The organism is Desulfosoma profundi, assembly GCF_055387865.1.
Window position 1 is genome coordinate 1,852,571 of record NZ_AP042420.1, and the last position, 23,698, is coordinate 1,876,268.

Genomic DNA, 23,698 nt, shown 5'->3' on the forward strand with positions numbered 1-23,698 from the left:
TACACATTGCTAAGTGAGCGTTATCCGACCCGAAAGGACGGTCAAAGTCACTGATTCGCACCGGCGGTTCCGCCTGTCGGCTTCAGATATCGGACGGAGGAGCCCAAAAACGCACTCCGCCGGAGGGCTGTTTTGCCGTCGCCTTTTGGTCAGGATGGCGACGCATGTGAGTGTGAAAAGATCCCGAAGGAGAGACAGGTTGTATGGTATGGTAATCGAAAGACGTCTTTTGAAAAAAGACGGCCGAACGGATGGCCACTGATTGGAGACCGCAACGTCCGTGCGGGTGGCTTCTGGGGATCGCGTGAAAGGGCGTGGACCCATGGGGCGGGACATCCCATTGGAGGATGTTTTTTTAACAGAAAAAGGCATTTTAAATCGAACAATATCTTTTTTACTTGCATTGCCCTGAATCAGTGAAGTGTGATTGGGTGGACTGACGAGCATGGATTCGGAACCCATTTTGGGGCTCATTGATGCCCTGATTCAGCCACTTTTTCGGGTCATCGCCTTTTCAAGGACTGAAAAGCTCTCATGACGATGCCATCTCAGACATTTTCGGACACTCTTCACCCCCTTATGGCCAGAGGAGCTTTCAGGCTTTTGCGGCGGCGATCCCTACGCTGGGCAAAATTTCAGATAAACACTCCGAAAAGCGTGAAAAGCGGGACAATGCCGACCAAACTGGAGCTTCAGCCGACGAGCGCTTCGGATCACGCGCGCTGCCATATAGATCAGCTCCTGGATCACGGTCTTTACGCGACGTCGCTTGGCCCGATGCCGTACGGGCGAAAAATGGCCCAGGAGCCCGTTTTGCCCCAGGATGCGCAAAATGTTGTAAGCCAGTCCGCCCAGGGTCAACACCAGCGCATTGGTGGCAAACTTTCCAGACGGCAATCGTTCCAAGTCCAGGTCGGAGGTGATCTCACTGTGAAACTGCTCGCTCAGACCCCGCTTCTCGTACAACCCGATGACTTCATCTTCAGGGACGGAAAGCGACGTCCACCAACCCTCCAGCTTGATATCAGGCCGGATCAAGATTTGTCCCTCGCTATCCCATATCCTCTCGGTGACCCGGATCACCAGCCGAAACCGATAGGTTCTCTTTTCATGGTGTCGCGTCACCCACGTGCTGAAGACCGCCACTTTCTTGCCGGGCCGGGGCTCACTCACACGGCCTTCCCTGAAGGCCCGATCACGCCAGGAAAGGACGTCGGCCCTGCGCGGATTCCATTGGATGATAAAGCTCAGCTTGGGGTGTCGGCGAAGCTCCACAAGCGTTTCCAGGGCATCATGAGCCGCGTCCGTTCGCACCAAAAGGGGCTTGCAGGTCACCTTGCGCGCATGCACCAACACCTTACGCAAAAAGTCAACAAATCCACTCTGAGAATGCTGAGACCCCGGGCGAAGCTCCAGGCCCACACACCATCCCTCCTGGCCAAGGTAGGCCCCGATCGGCGCATATCCGTCGTAGTCCTGGTACGTCCGCGAAACCCCTTCTTTCTTTGTGTCGGAATTGTCCAGGCAGAAAACATCCATGTCCAAAGGCACATGCCCCGTGGAAAGCGCCGTCACGGGAACCTGGGTCCTCTCAAGCAATTCTACGCTACTTGCGCCGACAAGACGTTCGAAAACTCTCGCGTGCTTGTCCAAACGTTGCCGCAAAGTTTCTTGCGAAGGGACCTTCTGAATGTCCAGAGCCTCTTTGAACCAGTCATCGCCGGCGACCTCTGCAGCGGCTTCAAAGTCACTCTTGCCCAGACACAGAAGCCCCAAGTAGGTCTTGACCACATCCGCGTGCGAGATCATCGGCCGTCCTGGAACTTCCTTTTCCAACTGCTCGCACAGGCTCGTGTAGCCGTTGATCAGATTCCCCACAAGGGCCAAGCCCGCGTGTCCGCTGTAGAAGGCCTTCGAAGATTGTTCGATCTCAATTTTCTTCATGAGTTCACCTGCCGGGTGAAAATGTGACAGGAGACCCTATAGCATAAATGAGATGTAAATCCAATGAGATATCTAAAGTAAAATAGTTTTATGCATAGGCGCTATTTCACGGATTAAGGATTGCCTTTGAACGGCTTTTTCTCGATCCCCGTGCCACGCCTCTGTTATGCCTGGTGCGGACAAATTCCGGGGTCTCCCATCCAATACCGGATAGTGAAACGGCACGGTCAAACCTTCGAAGCCATTGCCAAGGACATGATCGTGGAGGCGGTCCGACGACTTATCCAGACGCAGGACAAAGGTCGAACGGCCGTTCTGGAAACAGTTTCGGGTCCTGGTCGCCCTACGTGTTCGGAGAGCGACCGGGACTGATGAACCTCTTTCGGCGTTTCGGGGATGCGGCGCATCTGTTGCCGACTCGCGGGAAAATCTGCCGACACAAACGGAAGCACGCGAGTCTGGAGTGTGGGAATCCATCGGTGCATTGCGGAGGTGAGGTCATGGAAATGCAAAAGATTATTTTCTTGCTGACTGGGGCCGCTGCGGGGGCTGTGGTTGCCTGGCTTGTGGCGCTGGTTTGGGTAAGGAAGGTGCAGAGTGAAGCGGTGGAGGCGTTGGAGCGGCGGGTTCAAGAGGCCGAAAACCGCGCCGCGGGCTTGGAGGGAATCGTTGCGGAATTGCGCACTCAACACGAAAAGATCTCCGAGGAGAAGAAGGCCCTCACGGATCAACTGTCTGCCGAGCGCACGCTGCGGGTGACCGCGGAAACACGGCTCGCGGAAACGGAACGGCGCCTCGAGGAAGAAAAAGCCCTCCTCGTCGAAGCCAAAACCCATCTCACCGATGCGTTCAAGTCTTTGGCCGGCGATACGCTTCAGCGCAGTTCGGACATTTTTCTCGGTTTGGCCAAACAGACGTTTGAAAAGGTGTTGGCCGACGCGCGAGGGGATTTGGGCCGTCGGGAAGAGGCCCTCCAGGGTCTGGTGAAACCTTTGGCCGACACGCTGGCGAAATTTGAAGAACAGCTGCGCGCCGTCGAAAAGAGTCGCCAAGAGGCCTACTCCGGCTTGACGGCGCATCTGAAGATTTTGAACGACGGGTATCAGAACCTCCAAAAGGAGACGGCGAATCTGGTGAACGCCCTGCGTAAACCCCAGGTGCGAGGCCGTTGGGGGGAAATGACCTTGCGACGGGTCGTGGAACTGGCGGGAATGTCCGACCACTGCGATTTTGCCGAACAGGTCAGCGTGCGCAGCGAGGACGGTCGAATGCGGCCGGACCTTGTGGTGCGGCTGCCGGCGGAACGGGAGATCATCGTGGATGCCAAGGTTTCCCTCGAGGCTTATCTGGACGCCGTCGGGGCGGAATCGGAAGAAGAGCGCCAGGCGGCACTGAAAAGGCACGCCGCCCAGGTGCGGGCCCACATGAAAGCTTTGGCCGACAGACACTATTGGGAACAATTCCGGCGGTCGCCGGAGTTTGTGGTCATGTTCGTCCCTGGGGAATCCTTTTTCAGTGCCGCCGTGGATGCGGACCGTTCCGTCATCGAAGACGGCCTGGAAAATCGAGTCATCATGGCCACGCCCACGACACTCATCGCCCTGCTTCGGGCGGTGGCCTACGGGTGGCGGCAGGAGCAGATGGCGAGAAACGCTCAAGAGATCAGTGAGCTCGGCAAGCAGCTCTATGAGCGCCTCACGAAAATGGCGGAACACTTCGCCGGTATCGGCCGGCATTTGGCAAAGGCCACCAAAGCCTACAACGATGCCGTAGGGTCTTTGGAAAGTCGCGTCCTCGCCGCCGCCCGCCGGTTTCAGGATTTGGGGGTCGTCTCGCACCCCCCCATTCCCGAACAGCCTCAGGTGGATCTTCGCCCCCGAAGCCTCACTGCGCCGGATTTGTCTCATGATGACTGAGGGCCTTGCCCTAGGGCTTCTCTTTGGCTCTTCGTGCATTCCGTGGAGGGGGTCGTCAGGTCGCGGACGATGGATTATAAACAGCCCAGTGATGTCCACGGCCTTGGGGGGCACCGAGGATGAACATTTTCGGGGAAAACCTGCGCAAGGACCGGCCTGGTGAAAAGTCAAGAACCCGGAGCGGATCGGGGGGAAACCCGAAGGAGGACGACGATGACGACGCGACAGGAATTGGGAATCGATCGCCGCACATTTCTTCACGCGATGACGGCCGGGGCGGTCATCTTATCCATGCCGGGCGTGATCCGTCCGGCCATGGCCCAACAGACCAATGGCGGTGCGGCCTGGGATGTGCCGGCCTTGCCTTACCCGGAAAATGCTCTGGAGCCGCATCTGTCCGCCAAAACCCTATCGTTTCATTACGGCAAGCACCACCACGGCTATGCCTCCAAATTGAAAGAACTGGTTCAAGGGACGCCTTTTGCGGAAATGGGATTGGAAAAAATTGTCACCGAAACGGCGGATAAGGCGGCGCACAAGGCTGTGTTCAACAATGCGGCTCAGGTATGGAATCATACCTTCTACTGGCGCAGCATGAAACCTGGAGGCGGTGGCGAGCCCGATGTGGCGTTGATGCAGAGGTTTATCAAGGACTTTGGAAGTTTTCGGGCTTTTGTGGAACAATTCCGAACGGCCGCTCTCGGGGTTTTCGGCAGCGGCTGGGCATGGCTTGTGGAAGACGCCGGGGTGCTCAAGATCGTCCAGACTGCCAATGCTGACACGCCCATCGCTCACGGCCAAAAACCCCTGCTGACGGTAGATGTTTGGGAGCACGCGTATTACCTGGACTATCAAAACCGCCGGGCCGACTATGTGGATGCTTTTATCGCCCACCTCATCGATTGGTCCTTCGTGGCAAAAAATCTCGGCATCGCGTGATGGATTCGGGAGGGAGGTTCGGCCGAGCCATAGGGCCGAAGCCTCTTCTCAGGGCACCGACCTCCAGGGGGAATGCGCCGGTGCCGCATCATCCTCGCGCGGAGGCCGGTCATATGGAGTCGGGGCGGCAGCTTGACAGAACCTCATCGGGTCTTCATAGTGACCCGGGTTTGAGACGGCGTGCATCGTCTGCCGGGGGAATCGGTCAAGGAGAGGCTCACCGGGCGGTGCGCGGATTCCACAAAAAGCTTCAAGACACGGAAAGGACGGGGCATGCTGAAGGCGGCCTTTGTGGTGGCCCGGGATATTCCGGATCTTTGGTACCAACTGGTGCGTCGGGCTGTGGAAGAAGGCCGCGAATACAAAGTGGATAAGGGAAGCACGCCCACCAAACGTTGGGAACTGGATTTTGTTTCCGCTCAGATCACCCATCCCGGGACCCGTCCGTTGGAACCGGACATCCCGCCTGGGGTCGGGATTCCGAATCCCGTCGAACCGGGCTATGCCGAAAAATATCTTCCGTATTACATGACGGATGTGGTCCAGCCCGGGGAGCATTACACCTACGGCCAGGATTTGGCTTGGCAGATTGAATGGGTCATTGACTATTACCGAAAGAACGGCCCGGGCACCAAGCATTGCTACATGACCGTCGGACGGCCGGAAAGCCTTCTCTTTTATGACGAGTCGGTGGACTACGAAGAAGTCATTCGCGTCGCTGAGCGGGCGACCGGGAAACGCCTGAGGGAACGGAAGATTTCGAATGATTTTAACAAAAGGGAACCCGGCACCACCCAGTGCCTGCGGGGCGTGGACACGGCCATCAAGTACGGCCGGCTGCATTTCAGCGTTCATTTCCGCAGCTGGAACCTATGGAACGGACTTCCCGCGAACTTGGCCTGCCTGCAGCTTGTCAAGGAATACATGGCCCAGCAGATCGGCGTGGAAGACGGCGAAATGTTCGTCACGTGCCTCAAACTGGGCTTGGCGGAAGCCTATTTTGACCTCGCCCGACTGCGCCTCTACCTCAATACCCGACGGGATTCCTCTTAGCCTAGGCGCACCGCGGTGCCGCTCACACTGACCATGAGCATCCCGTTTTTTTCCCCCAAGACTTCGTAGTCGATGTCCACACCGACCACGGCATCCGCGCCCAAGCTCAAAGCCGCCGCCTTAATCTCTTCAAAGGCCGTCTCGCGGGCCTTGCGCAATTCCTTTTCGTAGGCTGCCGAACGGCCGCCCACGATGTCGCGGATGCCGGCGAAGAGATCGCGAAAAAGGTTGGCTCCCATAACGGCTTCGCCGGTGACGATGCCGAGATATTGGGTGATCTTGCGCCCTTCGACACTGGGGGTGGTGGTGAGGATCATCGGAGACGCCTCCTTCCGATTATCGTTGCCTCAGGGTTCCACCTTGGTTATTTTTCAAATTACGAAATGGGTTTGGGAATGGCAACATTTTTTGGGATCTCTGACATGGAACATGGGATGAAAAAGGGAAAAAGGGGAGTCATGGAACGGAAGTCCGTCCTTGTGCTATGGGGTGCGCTGCTTCTTTTGGGGGTTTTCCTTTGGGCTTTTGGGGCTGAGGTGGCGGAGGCGGCTCGGTTCGGAGGTGGTAAATCTTTCGGGAGTCGTCCCAGCTACCAACGGAGCGCCCCGGCGCCGTCCAAGACTTTCAGTTCGCCGCAGCGGGATACCGGGCAGACCTTGCCCGGGACGCTGGGGCAATCGCCTTTCGCCTCGCCGACCCGTTCATGGGGTGGCATGTTGGGTGGACTCCTTTTGGGCGGCCTTATCGGCTCGCTCCTTTTCGGCGGGTCGCATGCCTGGGGTGGGCCAAGCCTGTTGGATCTTGCGGTCATTGGAGGGGGGCTCTTTCTTCTCTTTCGTTTCTTGAAGGCCCGGAGGCTGGCCGCTCAATCGGCGTCGGGCTTCGGCATGTCCGGCGTCGGAACGGCGGCGGACGTCGGATTTGGGGGCGGCTCGCAGGAGGCCCGCGGCTATTCGGCCGCATCCGAACGCACGGTGCCCTCGTACCCGAAAGATTTCGACCCTCAGAGTTTCATCGAGACGGCGAAAAAGCTTTACGTCCAGCTCCAGGAAGCGTGGGATCGGCGGGATCTCGAGGCGATCCGGCCGGCGGTTTCCCCTGAAGTCTACGATGAAATCCGGCGCCAAGCGCAGGAAGATCCCACGCCGAGTCAGACGCATCTGTTGTGGGTCAATCCGGAACTTTTGGAAGTTCGAGAACTGGAGGGCCACACCGTGGCGTCCGTGCTGTTTGACGTCATGATGCGGGAAACCGAGCAGGAAATGGCCAAACAGGTCCGTGAGTTGTGGCACTTTCGGCGCCATGACCATCGGGATGCCTGGGTGGTGGAGGGCCTTCAGCAGGTGGCCGGCTGACCGTTTCCGCTGCGGTTCATTGGAAGGAAACGGCTCGAGGTCATTCAGTGTGGCGAATAGAGAGGTCCGGGCGGCATGGAGGCCCGGGCCTCTTTTTGTTTCGGCTCCCTGAGCTGATGTCCCATGAGCGCGCTATACAGGGCGCAGTCCTTTCTGGTATAGTCCCGCGCCGAACTCGCGGTCACCACCCGCATTTTTAGTGAAACTCATAATGTCCTGAACTTTGAGAAGGAAAGGCGGTTCGCGTATGCCCAGGAGAGACGACATCCACAAGGTCTTGATCATCGGCTCGGGTCCCATCGTCATCGGCCAAGCGTGCGAATTCGACTACTCGGGGACACAGGCTTGTAAGGCGCTGCGCAAATTGGGTTACGAGATCGTGCTGGTGAATTCCAATCCGGCCACCATCATGACCGATCCGGGCATGGCCGATGTCACCTATCTGGAACCGCTGACCGTCGAGTTTCTGGAAAAAATCATTGCCAAGGAACGTCCGGATGCCGTGCTGCCCAACCTCGGGGGCCAAACGGGTCTGAATCTGACGGCGCAACTCCATCGCCGAGGTATTCTGGACCGCTACGGGGTGCGCATTATCGGCGTCCAAGCCGATGCCATCGAGCGGGGGGAAGACCGCATCGCCTTCAAAGAGACCATGAACCGCCTTGGGATCGACATGCCCCGCAGCCGACCGGCGTTCAGTGTGGAAGAAGCCGAAGAAATCGCCGCCGAATTGGGGTACCCGGTCGTCATCCGGCCGGCATACACCTTGGGGGGCACCGGAGGCGGGTTGGTCTACAACGTCGAGGAACTGCGCACGGTGGCCAGCCGGGGGATCGCCGCCAGCATGGTGGGGCAGATCCTTGTGGAAGAATCGGTGCTCGGCTGGGAAGAGCTGGAACTGGAAGTCGTTCGGGACGCCAAAAATCAGCGCATTACGGTGTGTTTCATCGAAAATGTGGATGCCATGGGCGTGCATACCGGGGATTCCTTCTGCACGGCTCCCATGCTCACCATCGATCCGGCCCTTCAAAAACGGCTGCAGGAAGCTTCCTATGCTATTGTGGAAGCCATTGAGGTCATCGGCGGCACGAATATCCAATTTGCCCACGATCCCAAAACCGGGCGTGTGGTGGTCATTGAAATCAACCCCCGAACTTCCCGGTCATCGGCCTTGGCTTCCAAAGCCACCGGCTTCCCCATTGCCCTCATCTCGGCCATGCTGGCCGCCGGGGTCACCCTGGACGAAATCCCCTACTGGAAGGAAGGCACGCTGGAAAAATACGCCCCCTGGGGGGAATACGTGGTGGTGAAATTTGCGCGGTGGGCTTTTGAAAAATTCCCCGGTTCTCATGACGTGTTGGGCACCCAGATGCGGGCCGTGGGTGAGGTCATGAGCATCGGGAAGAATTTTAAGGAAGCGCTTCAAAAAGCTGTGCGGTCTTTGGAAATCGGTCGGTACGGTTTGGGGTTCGCCCGCGACTTCCATACCAAATCTCCAGATGAGCTTCTGGAGATGCTCGCGGAACCGAGCAGCGAGCGGTACTTTCTCATTTATGAAGCCCTGCGTCGGGGGGTGGACATTCCCACACTCTACAAGAAGACCTACATCAAACCGTATTTTCTCGAACAGATGCGCGAGTTGGTTCTCTTGGAAGAAGAAATTCTCGCCTATCGAGGCAAACCCTTGCCCGACGATCTGCTGCGGCGGGCCAAGGAGGACGGCTTCAGCGACCGGTATTTGGCAGGACTCTTGGGCGTGTCGGAAGCCTCCATCCGCGATCGGAGAAAACAACTGGGCATCGTCCAAGGCTGGCATGCCCTTCCCGTGAGCGGTGTGGAAAACGCGGCGTATTACTATTCCACTTACAATGCGCCGGATCAGGTGACGACCACCGAGCGACCCAAGGTCATGGTTTTGGGCGGCGGTCCCAACCGCATCGGTCAAGGGATCGAGTTCGACTACTGCTGTGTCCATGCGGCTTTTGCGCTGCGAGATTTGGGCTATGAGACGATCATGGTCAACTGTAATCCGGAAACGGTCTCCACGGATTATGACACGTCGGACAAGCTTTACTTTGAACCCGTCACCGTGGAAGACGTTCTGGCCATCTATGAAAAGGAAAAACCCATCGGGGCCGTGGTCCAGTTCGGCGGCCAAACGCCTCTCAATATCGCCCGGGAATTGGCCGAAGCCGGGGTGAACATTTTGGGCACATCCCCTGAGGCGATAGATCTGGCGGAGGATCGTGACCGTTTCCGCAAACGCATGGCAGACCTGGGGATTCCCATGCCGGAGTCGGGGATGGCGAGCACTTTGGAAGAAGCTTTAGGGGTGGCCAAACGCATCGGTTACCCCTTGATGGTTCGCCCGTCCTATGTGCTGGGAGGCCGCGGGATGGAGGTGGTGTACGACGAGGACATGCTGCGCGAGTACGTGTCGGCGGCTGTGGGGGTCACCCCGGATCGGCCCATCCTCATTGACCGCTTCCTGGAAGACGCCATCGAGGCGGAAGCCGACGCCTTGGCCGACGGGAAGGACGCGTTCGTCCCGGCGGTCATGGAACACATTGAAAGAGCGGGGATCCATTCCGGAGATTCGGCATGTGTCATCCCGCCCATCAGCATCCCCGCGCGTCATCTGGAAACCATCCGGGAATACACCCGCAGGATCGCCGTGGAGCTGCACGTGGTCGGCCTGATGAACATCCAATACGCCATTGCCAAGGATACGGTGTACGTCCTGGAGGCCAATCCTCGGGCGTCCCGGACGGTGCCTTTGGTCTCCAAGGTGTGCAACATCCCCATGGCACGATTGGCGACGGAACTCATGCTCGGAAAGACGTTGGCCGATCTCGGACTGTGGGCCACACGCGCCTTCGGCCATTACGGGGTGAAGGAAGCCGTGTTTCCGTTCAACATGTTTCCGGAGGTGGACCCTGTGCTGGGTCCCGAGATGCGTTCGACGGGAGAGGTGTTGGGCTTGGCCGATTCTTTCGGTTTGGCTTTTTATAAGGCCGAAGAAGCGGCCATGCAGCGTTTGCCGGTGGAAGGCTGCGTCCTTTTCACCGTGACCGACAAAGACAAGCCGGCGGCTTTGGAAGTGGCCAAGCGGTTTCATCAAATGGGATTCAAAATCCGGGCGACTGCCGGGACCTGTCGGTATTTCCTGGATAACGGCCTTTCCTGTGAGCGGATCGACAAGATGCATGAAGGACGCCCCAACATTGTGGATGCGGTGAAAAACGGGGAAATCCAGCTTGTCGTCAATACGCCCAGCGGCCGACGGGGTGAACACGACGACTCTTACATCCGCAAAGCGGCGGTCAAATACAAAATTCCGTACATCACCACCATAGCGGCGGCGGAAGCCGCGGTACGCGGCATCGAGGCGTGGCGGCGTGGCCACGGCGATGTGAAGTCCCTTCAGGAATACCACGCGGCTATTCGATAACCGGAAAGAGGGGGCCCGGCAGAGACCCGATTCGTTTCCAGGCGGGTTTTTCCTAGATCCGGCCGGCCCACTCGGTGGGGAAGGCGAGACCCCGCCGTTCCCACAACCGCCGGATCTACGGGTTCTGGAGCAGACGGTCGGGCCCTTCCATAGGGAAACTTCAGCCTTCGGTGGAGACCTCCGTGGAGGTGCATCGATCGCCGAAAGCTTCGGAATGGGATCGCGGACGGCTCGGGAGCGTGGAACGGCTTTGCACTCCACCGAGGAGGCGGAAACCGAAAAGCCCCAGGGTAGGGGACACTCAAACCGGTGGCGGGCCACGAGCATCGTTATCGGTGAAGCGTTGGAGAGGCATCATGGAAAAGACATATCGCGTCGGGCTGGTGCGTTATGATGAGCCGTATCGTTCGGTGGCGGCGGCGGTGGAGGCGGCCGGGGGATTCGGTGCATTGCGGCCTGACACGCGGGTCTTTGTTAAGCCCAATGTAGTGTGCTGGACGTCGGCATCCCCCTTCCCCAAATGGGGCGTCATCACCACGACGCGGGTCGTGGAGGATGTGCTGCGGTGCCTCAGGGATGCCGGAGTCGGTTCGATCGCGCTGGGCGAAGGCCTGGTAAACCTCAACCCCAAGGACAAAGACTTGGCGGCCAGGGCCTTCAAGGCTTTGGGATATGAAGACCTGGCCCGGCGCTATGACGTCACGTTGGTGGATGTGTTCAAGAGGCCATTCCGGAAGCTGCCCGTCGCCGATGGACTGGAGCTTGCCTTTAACGTGGACGCGCTGGACAGCGACCTCATCGTCAACCTTCCGGTGCTCAAAACCCATGCCCAGACTGTGGTGAGTCTCGGGATCAAGAACTTGAAAGGTCTCATCGACCTGGCGTCGCGTAAGCGATGTCACAGCCCGGACCCTCAATGGAACCTCCATCGCATGATTTCCACGCTGCCCCGGAACCTCCCGCCTGTCTTCACGCTCATTGATGGGATTTTCAGCAACGAACGAGGACCGGCTTTCGACGGGACGGCCCATCGGATGAATGTCTTGATCGCCTCCGGCGATGTGCTTTCCGCGGACAAGGTCGGGGCCCATCTGTTGGGTTATGGGGCGGACCGGGTACCTCACCTGCGCTACGCCGCCGAGGAGGCTGGTCGTCCCACAGACCTTTCCGATCTCGTGGTCCATGGAGAATCCCCCGAGACGCTGCAGCGGCCTCATGCTTACACCTTCGACTATAACGCCGAAGGGACCCTGCCGGAGGCCATGGCCAAGATGGGGATCAGGGGCGTGAGCTACCGAAAATACGACGAAACGCTGTGCACGTATTGCTCCTTCATGAACGGATTGGTGCTCACGGCCATCGCCAGGGCGTGGCAGGGGAAAACCTGGGATGATGTGGAGGTCCTCACTGGAAAGGCCATGGATCCGACACCGGGAAAGAAACACACCATTCTTCTGGGCCGATGCATGGCGCAGAGGCACCGGCACAACCCGGCCATCGCCCATGCCATCGCCGTCGGCGGCTGTCCACCGAAACCGGCCGAGATCGCCAAGGCTTTTCACGAGGCGGGCATTCCCGTGGATGCGGCGGTCCTGGAAAGCTATGCTCTTTACCCCGGGCGGTTTATGAAAAGGTATGCGGGCAATCCCGAATTCGATGAGGCGTTGTATCAGACGCCCTGATCACCTTGTGCCCGCTCCTTGGCCGTGGGAAGCGCCGGCCCGTCACGGGGAAGTGAAGCCCAGGGGGCTCAGGTCTTGGGCGAAAGGACCATGGATGACGCAAAAAAGAATCCGGTTGAGCACCCGTGAGTTTGAAAAGGTTGTGGAACAGGCGATCGCTCGGATCCCTTGGGAAATCCGGCAGCACCTGGACAATATGGTGATCGCTGTGGAGCGACGCCCGAGTCGGGAGCTCCTGGAGGAAATGGGGATTCCCCGCGGTGAGACCCTCTTGGGTCTTTTCGACGGTGTGCCGCTGACCGAACGCAGCCTTACAGATCCCCCATTGTACCCGGACACGATCTACTTATTCCAGGACCCGTTGGAAGAACTGTGCAGCACACGAGAAGAACTCATCGAAGAGATTGAAATCACCGTAGTCCACGAAGTTGCCCACGCGCTCGGGCTGAGCGACGAGCGGCTTGAAGAGTTGGGATACGGCTAAGGGCGAGCCGAAGTGGCGGAGGTTTCCTCGCCGGGTTCGGGGGACCTGGGGAATAAGACGGGAAGATGGAAAAAAGCGGCCGAAACCGAGAAAGTCTTTTCGGCCGCCGCTCGAAGCTCGGGTGTGGGGGCACCGGATCCGAAAAAATCATTGTCCGGGTGCGAAAACGAGCTGAGGATCCAGATCGTAGGTCCACGGCGCCCCAGAGTTTTTCCAGCCGTTGGTCATTCTTTTGCCTTTAAAATAGCTTTCCGCGTCTTTGACCTTATCGCCTTCGAACCCGTCCACGATATTATAGACGTTGGTGAAGCCTGCAGCCGCCAAGCGTTCAATGGCTCTGGCACTGCGGTGTCCGGATCGGCACATCACTACAAGAACGTCATCAGGTTGAAACCGCGCTTTGACCTGGGCTTCAAAATCAGGGTTGGGTGCGAGCGGGAAGTCCTTCACTGCCGGGTCCCATTTTCCGGTCCACAATTCGGATGGGATGTTCACGGCCATGGCCGCGTGCCCGACAAACACGTATTCTTGCGGGGTTCTCACGTCAAGCACCTTGACCTTTTGGGGATCGGCCTTCCACATTTCATAGGCTTCCAAAGCGGTCACATACTTATTGAGACTTGTTCTCTTCTTTTCATCGGAGGGCACGTCGGCCGCGAGCGCCCCCGAGGTAAAAACCAAGAGGACCCAGATGGCGATGCAGGTGATGCTCCGTCGTTTCATCTTTACCTCCTTTGTGTGTTCGTTCCCCACACCCGCTTGTTTAACGATTGACAATGCCAGAGGTACTGTCAATGATAAACTCAATTGAAAATCAATGTAAACATCTAGGACAGCCACCCCGGAGGGTTTGCCATGGACCACAAGGCTCGAATGAGAAGGATCGTCGGGCTGCTCGTGCTTGCCAGCCTATGCCTGGGATCGGCTGAAGGGGTGACGCCGGAGGAGAAGGCGCGGCAGTTGGGGGCCAACGCGGCGGCCGAATTGCAAAAGGTGCTGCGTTCGGAGTTGGCGGCCGCCATGCAGAGCGGCGGTCCCGGACAGGCCATTCGGGTGTGTTCTCAGAAGGCCTTGCTGCTCACGGCAGACATTCCCCGTTTGATGGAGATCCCCACCATGACGGTGAAGCGCACGAGCTTGCGATGGCGAAACGAGATGAATCGTCCGGACGCCTTGGAAACCAAAGTCTTACAGGACATGGACGCGGCGTCTCGAGAGGATGCGCCGCTTCAGCCGGTGATGTTCGTGCAGAGCACAACTTATCACTATTTTGAACCGATCCGCATCGTGGGGATGTGTCTGACCTGTCACGGCCCGGAAGAAAAAATGCCGGAAAACATCAAGGCAACCTTGGACACGCTCTACCCTGGGGATCGTGCTCGGGGCTACGCACCAGGAGAGTTTCGAGGCGTCATCCACGTGACCATTCCTCGAGAAGAGGTGGCGGGACCTTAAAACGCCGGCACTGGGCGGCCTTGGGCCCAAGGGCTCGATCGGTCCGCCTCTTCGCGAAGGCTTTCCGTGTGAGCGTCGGGATTTTTATCAACGTTCTTTGATGTGGGATACTCCGGGAATCAGCGTCTTGGTGGCGAGAACGCCGGGCAACTGACGGATGTTTTCGTGGACGAATTGAGAAATGGTCTCGGCGTCGGAACTGAGAAAATCCCGGTGCAGCCGCACCTTGACGAGGAGGTCCACATCGCCGAAGACGCTGTGGACCTCTTTGACTTCTTCCAACTGAAAGAGCTTTTCCACAATCTTGTGTTCCTTTTTGGCCTGAACGTTCATGAGCACGAAGGCCGTGATGGTCCGCTGCATTTCCGGATAATGTTGGATGTCGGCGTTTTTCATCTGCTCGCGAAAGGCCTCCATGTCATCAGGAAGGATTTCGTTGAGGCCGATGCCGTAGTGGCGTCGTTCCCCCTTTTCCCACAGCCTTACGGACACATAAGCATAAAGGTCCGCCGTGGTCCGGCCGGGAAAGCCTTCGGCGAGACGGGCGCGGGCAAGGAGTGCGGTCAATGGCCGGTAAATGTGATGGTACCAATCTTTGGCGGCTTCCTGAAAACTGACGTCGGTCCGTTCCGTGCGCTGGAGGTGTTGGTGATGTCGGCGGATTTGAGAGAGGAGCCGCTCGTATTGACCGGGTTCGGTCAGGGGGATGTCCGCTTGAAGGCCGGTTTCATCGAGGAATTGCGCTCGCTGGCGGTAGAGGGTGTCCTGGAGGTTGTCGCCTGAAGGGATGAATTCCACGATGTGGGCAAGGATTTCATCGTGCCCCAGCGCCTTGGCCGCCGCCACCCGGTGATTGCCGTCTTCGACGTAGTACACATCTCGTATTTGCCAGAGTCTCACCGGCGGAAGGACCGCCCCGCCGCGCATGGCCTCCTTGATCTGTTCCAGCCGTTCGGACGGCGCTCGGCTTTTCAACCGGAATCGCTCGTCAAAGTCTTGATAGCGCCCCACACTGCCGACGATCTTCGCCAAGGGCACCGTGCGCAGGCCCCGATCCCGGCATTCATAGGCGCCGTCGTTTTGCTGGAGTTCATGAAAACAGGCGGCGCCATCGCTTTTTCGGGACGGCGTTTTTCGGAGCCCGATCTTTTCGAGGAATCGTCTCATGATCGAAATCCAGGATGTACCAGCCGAAGGTGTTGAGGATGGTTGTCTTTTCCAGCTGCATGAGCCTGTCGGCCGGATCGCGGAAGCTCCGGTGGACGTGCCCGTGAATGAACCAGCGGGGTTGGTGAGCGCGTATGAAGGGGACGAAGCATTGAAAACCCCGGTGGCACAAATCGTCCCCATCGCCGTAGCCCCGGGGCGGGGCGTGGGCCATGACCAGATCCACCCCGCCCCGCCACCAGACAAGGGGGCGCGTTTTCCAGACAATCCAGCGCATTTCGGCTTCGGTGTATTGCATGGGGCCGCCGTTGTACCACATGGATCCTTCGAACCCCACAATCCGAAGCCCTTTCAGTTCCACCACTCGGGCATGGACATCCGTCGCCCCTTGCGGGGGGCGGCTGCGGTATCGAAGATCGTGATTGCCCCGCACGTAGTAGACGGGAACCCGGAAGAAATGACCGAGATAGGTCAAGTATTCCGGGGGCACATCGCCGCAGGAGAGCACGGCATCCACAGGTTCCACGGCCTCTCGGTGGGCCACAGGAAAAAGTTCCGGGGCCACCACATCGGACACGGTCAAAAGACGCATGAATCAGGTCCGTTGAGCAATGGGGCCGACCGGCGCATCATCCGGAATCCTTTTCGCACCCTCCATTGTCTTGGGGCGTCCGAGCCACGGGATACAGGTGAGCGCCGAGGCGCAGCGCAAACTGATCCTCTTCCACCGGTTCGATCCATTGAGCAATCTGGTAATAGGCGGGCCGGGAAAACCGGGCAAGGAATCGGCCCCCACGGATCCGGCAGTAGAGCACGTTTTCCGGTCCGACCCACAAGGTGGTCGGATCCAACACCTCTGTGTCGGCAAGGTGCTTGAAGGTGAGCAGAATGTGAGCTTCTGTGGACCCGTTGGTGATTCGATCCACCCGGGTGATGACAAAAGGGGTATCGGCCACCGTGATAGGGTACAGCCGTCCCTGCCATTCCAGGACGTATCGGCCGTCGTCGAGTTGACGCAGACATTGGTAGAAGGTTTCGAGGATTTCCTTCCGAAAGATGGGCCGATCGCCGTAGAACCAGTCCCCTTCTCGGTCCACGAAAATGCCGGTTTCTTCTCCGTTGAGCGAAGCGGATGGCGTGTGTGTCTGGCGATTGTCGAGCGTGTTCTCGTTCATGATTTCTCCTATGGGTCAGGGCATCGGCATTCTCGAGTCAAAACGCCTTTCGGCTGTCAAGGATCAGTGTCACCGGACCGTCGTTGGTCAAGTGCACGGCCATGGTTTCTTGGAAAACCCCTGTGGCGACGGGCACACCCAAATCCCGCACCGCCTGGACAAAAGCTTCATACAGGCGTCGAGCCGCCTCGGGGGCGGCGGCTTCCACAAAAGAGGGGCGGCGGCCCTTGCGGCAATCGCCCCAAAGGGTGAATTGGGAAACGGCAAGGATGGACCCGCCCGTATCAAGCACAGACCGGTTGAGTTTGTCGTTTTCGTCGGGGAAGATGCGGAGATGGACAATTTTGTCCGCAAGATACCGCGCATCCTCGTCGGTGTCGTCACGACCCACACCGATGAGCACGAGAAGACCGGCTCCGATGGCGCCCACGGTCTGTTGGGCGACATCCACCGAAGCTTGGGAAACCCTTTGCACCACAGCCCGCATGGGCGCATCCTCCCGGGCTTTTGACGTTCGCTACGAGTGCAGGATATAAAAGGCCCGCGCCGATTGGCAAACGGTTTTCATCAGGAAGGACCATTTCTCATGCCCCGAGCCCCTGTGGTGCTCCTCATCAATCCGTGGATCACCGATTTCGCCGCCTACGACCTGTGGGCCAAACCTTTGGGCCTTTTGCTTCTGGGCGCCCTTTTGCGGCAAGGGGGATGCCGCGTCTATTTCATCGATTGCCTGCAGCGGCACGATCCGGACACGAATGCGTGCCCCGGAGTGATTCCGGGTCGGGACGATCCCTTCGGGACGGGAAAATACCCCAAGATGCCCATTCCTGTCCCCGAGGTGTTGGCGGAAACGGGCCGGCCCTTTTTCCGATACGGCATCCACCCGGACAGTTTCCTCAAGAAGCTCGGCGCCATTGCGAAGCCGGACCTCATTTGTGTCACAAGCCTCATGACGTATTGGTATCCCGGGGTCCGGGAGACCATCGCCTATGTGCGTGAGGTCTTCCCTGAGGTGCCCGTGTGGCTGGGGGGGATCTACGCGCGGTTGTGCCCCGACCACGCTCGGAAGCACACCGGAGCGGATCGGGTTGTTACGGGGACTTTGGGATCTTTGGCGGAGGCGTTGGAAGAGGCGCTGGATTTCCGGTTGGACAACAAAGAAAATTGGCGGAACATCGCCAAAGCCCCTCCCCCGGCCCTGGATTTCATTGAAGATCCCACCTACGTGCCGATCCTGCTGAGTCTTGGCTGTCCTTATCGCTGTCCTTACTGCGCTTCTTCGGTGCTCCACCGTGAAAGGGTTGTCTTTGACGTCCGGCGGGTTTTTGAGTCGCTTCTGGCCTTCCATGAAAAAACCGGTGTTCGCGACGTGGCCTTCTACGACGACGCCCTCCTTGTCACAGGGGGGTCCGTGCTTCAGGATCTCCTGCAACGGCTTGATCGAGAAGGACTTTCCCTGCGGTTTCACACGCCCAACGCCCTTCATGTCCGGGCCTTGACCGATGCGCGAGTGTGCCGTCTCCTTTTTGAGAGTGGTTTTACCACCGTGCGGTTGGGGCTGGAGACGACGCGCTCGGAAAGGCACCGACAATGGGGAGGTAAGGCGGATCTTGCCATGTTTTATCGGGCGGTGGAGGCGTTGGCGGATGCGGGTTTTGCCGGAGAGCGCATCGGGGTGTACCTCCTTGCGGGTGTTCCCGGTCAAACCCCTGAAGAGGTGGCGGAAGGCATTGCATTGGTCAAGTCGGCGGGGATGCTTCCGTTTGTGGCGGAGTTTTCTCCCATTCCCGGCACGGCCGTGTGGCGGGATGCCGTGTCGCTCAGTGCGTTCCCGCTGGAAGATGAACCGTTGACGCACAATAATTCTTTTTTTGCATGTCGAAGGCCTGACTTTACGGTGAACGATCTGGAATCCCTCAAGCGTTTGGCTCGGCATGCCCGTCGGAGCCTCCGGCTGAGCCACTGCGGACCGCACGATGGACACTTGAGTCCCTAGGTCAGCGGCGGAGGGGGTATGCTCTGCCCGGTGGAAGACTCGTGAAATATTTCTTGACCCCCCGAGACAGCAGCGCTATAGATATCATCCCAGAAAGGGCATCCTGACCAATTCAGGCTCTGGATTCCGGTTCCCGGTCAGGGTGGAGGGGTGATGGTGTGTGACAAGGATCACAATCCCCAGGGCAGAGCCCGGGGAGATGAAGGACATTCGACCATCGGATCGCGCTCATGAACGCTTACGTTCCCGTCCTCATGATGTTGTTCCTCGCGGCAGCCACGGCCGCCGGGATGATCGCAGCCACAACCTACATCGGGCCGAAAAAGAAGTTTGCCGAAAAGTTGGAGGTTTTCGAATGCGGTGAAAGCCCCATCGTCAACCCCAAACAGAGATTTTCGGTCAAGTTTTACCTCATCGCGCTGTTCTTCGTGATATTCGATATTGAAACTGTCTTCTTGTATCCGTGGGCCGTTCTGTTTAACGATCTCGGCTGGTTCGGCTTCGTGGAAATGATGCTTTTCGTTGTGATCTTGGCCATCGGCCTCATCTACGTTTGGCGAAGGGGAGCGTTGGAATGGGATTGAACCTCCCGCGGTGGAAAGCCCCCCGCGATCTTTTCAGAGGACAGAAGGAAAGCCAAGGGCCCGAAAGGCTTTTGGATGGGAGCGTCATTCTGACCCGTCTGGAAGCGGCGGTGAACTGGGCGCGCAAATATTCTTTTTTTCTGTATCCCTTCGTGACGGCATGTTGCGGCATGGAATTCATGTCGGTGGCCGGCCCCCGATACGATCTGGACCGCTTCGGGGCCGCCCTGCCTCGGTTTTCTCCCCGCCAGGCCGACCTTCTCATGGTCGTAGGCACCATCAGCCACAAGCAGGCCCCCATTTTGGTCAAGGTCTACAACCAAATGGCGGAACCCAAATGGGTGTTCGCCTTCGGGGTGTGCGCCGTTTCGGGCGGGTTCTATGACAATTACTCCGTGGTTCAGGGGATCGACACCTTGATTCCCGTGGACATTTACGTACCGGGATGTCCGCCGCGCCCGGAGATGGTCTTGGACGGTCTGCTCCAGCTGCAACAGAAGGTGGTCAAAGAGCGATGGTCGGATTGGCCGCGGGGTGAGGCGCCGGTGAGCCGGTGTTAGCGGTGGCAGCCAACGAGGATATGGGGCGCATGGAAGCAAGCATCACGCTAAGGAAGCTCACGCAGAAATTCCCGGACGATGTCGTGGGAACGCACAATTACCGAGGCGACGACACGGCGATCGTCAAGAAGGAGAGGATCCGCGACATTTGCCTGTTCCTCAGGGATGACCCGGAGCTGCTCTATAACTTCATGATGGACCTCACCGTGGTGGACTACCTGGGCCGAGATCCTCGGTTCGAGGTCGTTTATCACTTGTATTCCCTGGCACACAACCAAAGGGTTCGCCTCAAGGCCCTCGTGCCTGAATCCGATCTCACCATCGATTCCGTGGTCCCGGTGTGGATCGCCGCCGATTGGTTCGAGCGGGAAGCCTACGACATGTACGGGGTGGTGTTCCAGGGGCATCCCAACCTGCGCCGCATCCTGCTCTACGAAGGTTTCCAGGGGCATCCCCTGCGGAAGGACTATCCTCTCAAGAAACGGCAGCCCTTGATCGGTCCCGTCAACTAACACTGCAACGGGTAGACGTTGAGCCATGTCTGAAATTTCCTCCAAGGACCTCCATACCGAACTCATGGTGATCAACATGGGTCCCTCCCACCCGGTGACCCATGGCACGGTGAAGTTTCTCGCGACCCTCGAAGGGGAGACCATTGTGGACCTCGAGGTGGAGATCGGCTACCTCCATCGGGGTTTCGAAAAGATGTGCGAAAACAGCACATGGCAACAGGTCATCCCCTACACGGACCGGCTCAACTACGTGTCCCCCTTGATCAACAACACGGGCTACGCGTTGGCCGTGGAGAAACTCCTGGGCATCGACGTGCCCGAGCGGTGCAAGTACCTGCGGGTGATCGCCTGCGAACTGTCCCGTCTTTCCGACCACCTGACCAACGTGGCGGCGGCCGGCTTGGAGCTGGGGGCTTTTACCGCGTTTCTCTATTTTGTCGAAGCTCGGGAATTGGTCTGGGATCTCATCGAAGCCCTGTGCGGGGCCCGGGTGACCGTCAACTATGTGCGTATCGGCGGGTTGAAGAATGACCTGCCGGAAAGATTCGAGGAGAAGGTCCGTTACACCTTCAAAGAGGTCCGCCGCCTGTGGAAGGATGTGGACAAGCTGTTGACGAAAAACCGGATCTTTATCGACCGCGTGCGCGGTGTGGGGGCCATTTCCGCCGAAGAGGCCATTGCCTACGGATTTACGGGACCTTGCCTCAGGGCGTGCGGTGTGCCGTATGACGTGCGCAAGGCCCAGCCCTATCTGGTCTATGACCGGATGGACTTTGAGGTGCCCATTGGAGAGACGGGCGACAACTACGACAAGTACTTGGTGCGCATGGAAGAGATCCAGCAGAGCATGCGCATTGTGGAGCAGGCCCTGGCGCAGATGCCGGACGGCCCCATCAACGTCCGTCTGCCTCAGGTCCGCATGGAGCCCAAAGAGAAGATTTACACCCGCATCGATTCCTTGATCTACCATTTCAAGACGGTCATCGAAGGCATCAAACCGCCGCCGGGCGAAGTGTATTTGGCCGTGGAGGGCGGAAACGGTGAGCTGGGATTTTATCTGGTGAGCGACGGCAGCGGGAAGCCGTACAAGTGTCGGGTGCGGCCACCGTGCTTTGCCTTGACGGCCGCCATGCCGAGATTGGTCAAAGGCCGGCTGCTCGCCGATATCGTCCCCACATTCGACATGATCAACATGATCGGCGGAGAATGCGATAGATAACCATGGCTGCAGACCTCATCGAATCCCTTGCCAAAATCATCTTCATCTTCACCGTGAACGTGGGCGTGTTCGCTCCGATTCTCGGGTGGGTGGAGCGGAAACAGAGCGCCGTGATGCAGGACCGCATCGGTGCCAACCGAGCCGACATTTTCGGTTTTACGGCCATCGGGCTGTTTCATTCCCTTGCCGATGCCATCAAGGTGCTCACCAAGGAAGATTTTATCCCTGCCAATGCCAACAAGTTTTTTCACACGCTTGCGCCGTTCATTTCCCTGGTGCCGGCCATCGCGGCCTTTGCCATCGTGCCTTTCGGCGGCCGCTACGAACTCTTCGGCAGAGAGATCAACCTGGTCATTGCCGATTTGGACGTGGGGATTCTTTACGTCTTCGCTTTGGCGGGATTGGCCACGTATGGGACCGTTCTTGCCGGGTGGGCGTCGCGCAGCAACTGGTCACTGCTGGGCGGGTTGCGCGCCTCGGCCCAGATGCTCTCCTACGAAGTGGCCATGGGGTTGAGCATCATCGGTCTCATCATGGTCTATGGGACGCTCAAGCTCACCGAAATCGGGGCCATCCAGGAAAACTTCTTCCGATGGGGGATTTTCCTCCAGCCTGTGGGCTTCATCATTTTCCTCACATGCGCCATCGCGGAAAACAAGCGCATCCCCTTCGACATTCCCGAGGCGGAATCGGAGCTCGTGGCGGGATATTTCACAGAGTATAGCGGCCTCAAGTTCATCATGTTTTGGATGGCCGAGTTTCTTGAGATGGTCACCATCAGCGCCGTGGTCACGACGCTGTTTTTCGGAGCGTGGCATATCCCCTTTGTGACGGACGCCATGCTGCTGTCCTGGTTTCAGGGGGCGGGCCCGAACGGTGCGGCGGCCTTGGCCATGCTGGTGAATGTCGCCGTGTTCTTCGCCAAGGTCTCCTTCTTCATCTGGTTGCAGATGACCATTCGGTGGACGCTTCCGCGCTTCCGTTATGACCAGGTCATGAGAATGTGCTGGAAGATGTTGCTGCCGCTTTCACTCATCAACCTCTCAATTACCGGGCTGGTGGTTTTGCTGCTATGAGCACAATGACAGGTTCGGAGCACACCCCGTATTCGGTGAAGGTGGGCGTTCCGGCGGCGGTGGTGAAGGCCAAGAAGGTGCGCCGCCGTCTGGACATGACGCTGTGGGAAAAGTTGTATGTGGCCGAGATTGTGCGCGGGCTGGTGGTCACCAGCAAGCATTTTTTCATCAACATGATCGGCTTCATTTTCCCACCCGCCGGAAAGAAGCGAAAGGTCTTCACCGTGTACTACCCAGAAGAGACCTTTCCGCTGCCACCGGCCTACCGCGGGCGCCCGGTGCTTGTGGCCGATGCCGAGGGCACAGAAAAATGCGTGGCGTGTGGTTTGTGCGAAACCATGTGTCCCGCCCACGCCATTTCCATCGTGGCGGCGGAAAAGGCCCCCGGGGAACGTTATCCGGCTCGATACACCCTGGATATGGGCCGGTGTGTCTATTGCGGTTATTGCGAAGAGGTGTGTCCCAAGGAAGCCATTGTGATGAGCGATGAGTATCAGGGGTTGGCGCAGAGGGATCGCAGCCGTCTGGTATTCGAAAAGGAGCAGTTGCTGAGGGCGGAGGGGAAAGTCAAGGGACGTCTTTCTTTTGTCAGAAGGATATACTCCAAATGGAACTACTGATCTTCTATGGCTTCTGCGTGGGGGCTGTGGTTTCGGCCCTTCTGATGGTGACGACCAAGCGGCCCGTGCGGGCGGCCATGAGCCTTGTGGCCACCATGTCCTTTCTGGCGGGTTTGTACGCCCTCTTGAATGCCCATCTTATCGCGGTGTTGCAACTCATCGTCTATGCCGGGGCCATCATGGTCTTGTTCCTCTTTGTCATCATGCTGCTGAACATCGAGGAAAAGGAAGGCAAACTGGCCAAAAACGTTTTCTTCATCCAGCTGGCCGGAACCGTGGTGGTGGGCATTTTGATGGTGGCCATGGTGGTGGTCATGAACAAGGTGGGGGCTCCGGTCACGGCTGTGGAAGTGGACGAAACCTTCGGGACGACCAAAGCGGTGGGCTGGATGCTGTTCACCAAGTATTTGTTGCCGTTTGAAATCGCGTCCGTGCTGTTGCTGGCGGCGATCGTCGGGGCGGTGATCCTAGCCAAGAGGAGGATAGATAACTCCGGGGTGTGATCGGCGA

At 58.3% G+C, this 23,698-nt stretch carries 23 protein-coding genes; 16 read left to right on the top strand and 7 right to left on the bottom strand.

Translation table 11 applies throughout. The annotated features are described in order from the left end of the window. Positions 1–618: 618 nt before the first annotated feature. Positions 619–1,944, bottom strand: a complete 1,326-nt coding sequence (locus tag ACZ5K9_RS07920; protein WP_464273873.1) for an IS1380 family transposase — start codon at positions 1,942–1,944, stop codon at positions 619–621. 500 nt (positions 1,945–2,444) lie between these two features. On the opposite strand from ACZ5K9_RS07920, the gene ACZ5K9_RS07925 reads away from it, so the two are divergent. The 3 genes from ACZ5K9_RS07925 to ACZ5K9_RS07935 all read left to right on the top strand — a co-directional run bounded on the left by ACZ5K9_RS07925 (position 2,445) and on the right by ACZ5K9_RS07935 (position 5,852). Further along, on the top strand, positions 2,445–3,860 hold the full coding sequence (locus tag ACZ5K9_RS07925) for a DNA recombination protein RmuC (RefSeq protein ID WP_464273874.1): 1,416 nt from the start codon (positions 2,445–2,447) through the stop codon (positions 3,858–3,860). Positions 3,861–4,151: 291 nt separating this feature from the next. Then, a complete protein-coding gene (locus ACZ5K9_RS07930) occupies positions 4,152–4,799 on the top strand; it encodes a superoxide dismutase (protein ID WP_464273945.1) in 648 nt (215 codons plus the stop codon). Between the two features lie 273 nt (positions 4,800–5,072). Beyond that, complete coding sequence (locus ACZ5K9_RS07935; RefSeq protein WP_464273875.1) at positions 5,073–5,852, top strand: thymidylate synthase family protein; 780 nt, start codon at positions 5,073–5,075, stop codon at positions 5,850–5,852. Here ACZ5K9_RS07935 and ACZ5K9_RS07940 read toward each other — a convergent pair. After that, a complete protein-coding gene (locus tag ACZ5K9_RS07940; RefSeq protein WP_464273876.1) occupies positions 5,849–6,169 on the bottom strand; it encodes a heavy metal-binding domain-containing protein in 321 nt (106 codons plus the stop codon). The genes ACZ5K9_RS07935 and ACZ5K9_RS07940 overlap by 4 nt on opposite strands. A gap of 141 nt (positions 6,170–6,310) precedes the next feature. On the opposite strand from ACZ5K9_RS07940, the gene ACZ5K9_RS07945 reads away from it, so the two are divergent. The 4 genes from ACZ5K9_RS07945 (at position 6,311) to ACZ5K9_RS07960 (ending at position 12,824) form a co-directional block, all read left to right on the top strand. After that, entirely contained in the window at positions 6,311–7,207 is an 897-nt protein-coding gene (locus ACZ5K9_RS07945; RefSeq protein WP_464273877.1) for a Tim44 domain-containing protein, read from the top strand. A 247-nt stretch (positions 7,208–7,454) separates the two neighbouring features. Then, positions 7,455–10,658: a carbamoyl-phosphate synthase large subunit gene (gene carB / locus ACZ5K9_RS07950; RefSeq protein ID WP_464273878.1), complete on the top strand. Its 3,204-nt coding sequence runs from the start codon at positions 7,455–7,457 to the stop codon at positions 10,656–10,658. A 356-nt stretch (positions 10,659–11,014) separates the two neighbouring features. Further along, positions 11,015–12,340 (top strand): DUF362 domain-containing protein, encoded by a 1,326-nt coding sequence (locus tag ACZ5K9_RS07955; protein ID WP_464273879.1) that lies wholly within the window; start codon positions 11,015–11,017, stop codon positions 12,338–12,340. Between the two features lie 94 nt (positions 12,341–12,434). Beyond that, positions 12,435–12,824, top strand: a complete 390-nt coding sequence (locus ACZ5K9_RS07960; RefSeq protein WP_464273880.1) for a metallopeptidase family protein — start codon at positions 12,435–12,437, stop codon at positions 12,822–12,824. A gap of 147 nt (positions 12,825–12,971) precedes the next feature. Here ACZ5K9_RS07960 and ACZ5K9_RS07965 read toward each other — a convergent pair whose 3' ends face one another. Next, positions 12,972–13,547: a rhodanese-like domain-containing protein gene (locus ACZ5K9_RS07965; protein WP_464273881.1), complete on the bottom strand. Its 576-nt coding sequence runs from the start codon at positions 13,545–13,547 to the stop codon at positions 12,972–12,974. Between the two features lie 132 nt (positions 13,548–13,679). Between ACZ5K9_RS07965 and ACZ5K9_RS07970 the strand changes: the two genes are divergently transcribed. Next, positions 13,680–14,279 (top strand): Tll0287-like domain-containing protein, encoded by a 600-nt coding sequence (locus ACZ5K9_RS07970; RefSeq protein WP_464273882.1) that lies wholly within the window; start codon positions 13,680–13,682, stop codon positions 14,277–14,279. Positions 14,280–14,366: 87 nt separating this feature from the next. Here ACZ5K9_RS07970 and ACZ5K9_RS07975 read toward each other — a convergent pair whose 3' ends face one another. From ACZ5K9_RS07975 to dtd, 4 genes are read right to left on the bottom strand one after another with little or no spacing between them, the layout of a single operon-like run. Continuing rightward, a complete protein-coding gene (locus ACZ5K9_RS07975; RefSeq protein ID WP_464273883.1) occupies positions 14,367–15,446 on the bottom strand; it encodes an Lrp/AsnC ligand binding domain-containing protein in 1,080 nt (359 codons plus the stop codon). Further along, positions 15,370–16,038, bottom strand: coding sequence for a metallophosphoesterase family protein (locus ACZ5K9_RS07980; RefSeq protein WP_464273884.1), 669 nt, complete (start codon positions 16,036–16,038; stop codon positions 15,370–15,372). The genes ACZ5K9_RS07975 and ACZ5K9_RS07980 overlap by 77 nt, the downstream gene beginning before the upstream one ends. 37 nt (positions 16,039–16,075) lie before the next feature. Next, complete coding sequence (locus ACZ5K9_RS07985) at positions 16,076–16,621, bottom strand: hypothetical protein (RefSeq protein WP_464273885.1); 546 nt, start codon at positions 16,619–16,621, stop codon at positions 16,076–16,078. A 37-nt stretch (positions 16,622–16,658) separates the two neighbouring features. Next, positions 16,659–17,108: a D-aminoacyl-tRNA deacylase gene (gene dtd / locus ACZ5K9_RS07990; protein ID WP_464273886.1), complete on the bottom strand. Its 450-nt coding sequence runs from the start codon at positions 17,106–17,108 to the stop codon at positions 16,659–16,661. A 99-nt stretch (positions 17,109–17,207) separates the two neighbouring features. On the opposite strand from dtd, the gene ACZ5K9_RS07995 reads away from it, so the two are divergent. From ACZ5K9_RS07995 to ACZ5K9_RS08030, 8 genes are all read left to right on the top strand, one after another. Next, on the top strand, positions 17,208–18,617 hold the full coding sequence (locus tag ACZ5K9_RS07995; RefSeq protein ID WP_464273887.1) for a B12-binding domain-containing radical SAM protein: 1,410 nt from the start codon (positions 17,208–17,210) through the stop codon (positions 18,615–18,617). Between the two features lie 230 nt (positions 18,618–18,847). Beyond that, positions 18,848–19,201, top strand: coding sequence for an NADH-quinone oxidoreductase subunit A (locus ACZ5K9_RS08000; protein WP_464273888.1), 354 nt, complete (start codon positions 18,848–18,850; stop codon positions 19,199–19,201). After that, positions 19,192–19,761, top strand: coding sequence for an NADH-quinone oxidoreductase subunit B (locus ACZ5K9_RS08005; RefSeq protein ID WP_464273889.1), 570 nt, complete (start codon positions 19,192–19,194; stop codon positions 19,759–19,761). Before ACZ5K9_RS08000 ends, ACZ5K9_RS08005 begins: the two co-directional genes overlap by 10 nt. 29 nt (positions 19,762–19,790) lie before the next feature. Then, positions 19,791–20,273, top strand: coding sequence for an NADH-quinone oxidoreductase subunit C (locus ACZ5K9_RS08010; protein WP_464273890.1), 483 nt, complete (start codon positions 19,791–19,793; stop codon positions 20,271–20,273). A gap of 25 nt (positions 20,274–20,298) precedes the next feature. Next, positions 20,299–21,492, top strand: coding sequence for an NADH-quinone oxidoreductase subunit D (locus ACZ5K9_RS08015; RefSeq protein WP_464273891.1), 1,194 nt, complete (start codon positions 20,299–20,301; stop codon positions 21,490–21,492). 2 nt (positions 21,493–21,494) lie between these two features. Beyond that, positions 21,495–22,568: an NADH-quinone oxidoreductase subunit NuoH gene (gene nuoH / locus ACZ5K9_RS08020; protein WP_464273892.1), complete on the top strand. Its 1,074-nt coding sequence runs from the start codon at positions 21,495–21,497 to the stop codon at positions 22,566–22,568. Further along, complete coding sequence (locus tag ACZ5K9_RS08025) at positions 22,565–23,188, top strand: NuoI/complex I 23 kDa subunit family protein (RefSeq protein ID WP_464273893.1); 624 nt, start codon at positions 22,565–22,567, stop codon at positions 23,186–23,188. The genes nuoH and ACZ5K9_RS08025 overlap by 4 nt, the downstream gene beginning before the upstream one ends. After that, a complete protein-coding gene (locus ACZ5K9_RS08030; protein ID WP_464273894.1) occupies positions 23,176–23,691 on the top strand; it encodes an NADH-quinone oxidoreductase subunit J family protein in 516 nt (171 codons plus the stop codon). Before ACZ5K9_RS08025 ends, ACZ5K9_RS08030 begins: the two co-directional genes overlap by 13 nt. Positions 23,692–23,698 lie beyond the last annotated feature (7 nt).

Bases quoted from the DNA above. Each gene is read 5' to 3' on its own strand.
- ACZ5K9_RS07940 (WP_464273876.1), bottom strand. From the start codon at position 6,169: ATGATCCTCACCACCACCCCCAGTGTCGAAGGGCGCAAGATCACCCAA.
- ACZ5K9_RS07945 (WP_464273877.1), top strand. From the start codon at position 6,311: ATGGAACGGAAGTCCGTCCTTGTGCTATGGGGTGCGCTGCTTCTTTTG.
- ACZ5K9_RS07925 (WP_464273874.1), top strand. From the start codon at position 2,445: ATGGAAATGCAAAAGATTATTTTCTTGCTGACTGGGGCCGCTGCGGGG.
- ACZ5K9_RS07935 (WP_464273875.1), top strand. From the start codon at position 5,073: ATGCTGAAGGCGGCCTTTGTGGTGGCCCGGGATATTCCGGATCTTTGG.
- carB (WP_464273878.1), top strand. From the start codon at position 7,455: ATGCCCAGGAGAGACGACATCCACAAGGTCTTGATCATCGGCTCGGGT.
- ACZ5K9_RS07920 (WP_464273873.1), bottom strand. From the start codon at position 1,944: ATGAAGAAAATTGAGATCGAACAATCTTCGAAGGCCTTCTACAGCGGA.
- ACZ5K9_RS08030 (WP_464273894.1), top strand. From the start codon at position 23,176: ATGGAACTACTGATCTTCTATGGCTTCTGCGTGGGGGCTGTGGTTTCG.
- ACZ5K9_RS08000 (WP_464273888.1), top strand. From the start codon at position 18,848: ATGAACGCTTACGTTCCCGTCCTCATGATGTTGTTCCTCGCGGCAGCC.
- ACZ5K9_RS08025 (WP_464273893.1), top strand. From the start codon at position 22,565: ATGAGCACAATGACAGGTTCGGAGCACACCCCGTATTCGGTGAAGGTG.
- nuoH (WP_464273892.1), top strand. From the start codon at position 21,495: ATGGCTGCAGACCTCATCGAATCCCTTGCCAAAATCATCTTCATCTTC.
- ACZ5K9_RS07980 (WP_464273884.1), bottom strand. From the start codon at position 16,038: ATGCGTCTTTTGACCGTGTCCGATGTGGTGGCCCCGGAACTTTTTCCT.
- ACZ5K9_RS07995 (WP_464273887.1), top strand. From the start codon at position 17,208: ATGCCCCGAGCCCCTGTGGTGCTCCTCATCAATCCGTGGATCACCGAT.
- ACZ5K9_RS07985 (WP_464273885.1), bottom strand. From the start codon at position 16,621: ATGAACGAGAACACGCTCGACAATCGCCAGACACACACGCCATCCGCT.
- ACZ5K9_RS08015 (WP_464273891.1), top strand. From the start codon at position 20,299: ATGTCTGAAATTTCCTCCAAGGACCTCCATACCGAACTCATGGTGATC.
- ACZ5K9_RS07975 (WP_464273883.1), bottom strand. From the start codon at position 15,446: ATGAGACGATTCCTCGAAAAGATCGGGCTCCGAAAAACGCCGTCCCGA.
- ACZ5K9_RS08010 (WP_464273890.1), top strand. From the start codon at position 19,791: ATGGAAGCAAGCATCACGCTAAGGAAGCTCACGCAGAAATTCCCGGAC.
- ACZ5K9_RS07970 (WP_464273882.1), top strand. From the start codon at position 13,680: ATGGACCACAAGGCTCGAATGAGAAGGATCGTCGGGCTGCTCGTGCTT.
- ACZ5K9_RS07955 (WP_464273879.1), top strand. From the start codon at position 11,015: ATGGAAAAGACATATCGCGTCGGGCTGGTGCGTTATGATGAGCCGTAT.
- ACZ5K9_RS07960 (WP_464273880.1), top strand. From the start codon at position 12,435: ATGACGCAAAAAAGAATCCGGTTGAGCACCCGTGAGTTTGAAAAGGTT.
- ACZ5K9_RS07965 (WP_464273881.1), bottom strand. From the start codon at position 13,547: ATGAAACGACGGAGCATCACCTGCATCGCCATCTGGGTCCTCTTGGTT.
- dtd (WP_464273886.1), bottom strand. From the start codon at position 17,108: ATGCGGGCTGTGGTGCAAAGGGTTTCCCAAGCTTCGGTGGATGTCGCC.
- ACZ5K9_RS08005 (WP_464273889.1), top strand. From the start codon at position 19,192: ATGGGATTGAACCTCCCGCGGTGGAAAGCCCCCCGCGATCTTTTCAGA.
- ACZ5K9_RS07930 (WP_464273945.1), top strand. From the start codon at position 4,152: ATGCCGGGCGTGATCCGTCCGGCCATGGCCCAACAGACCAATGGCGGT.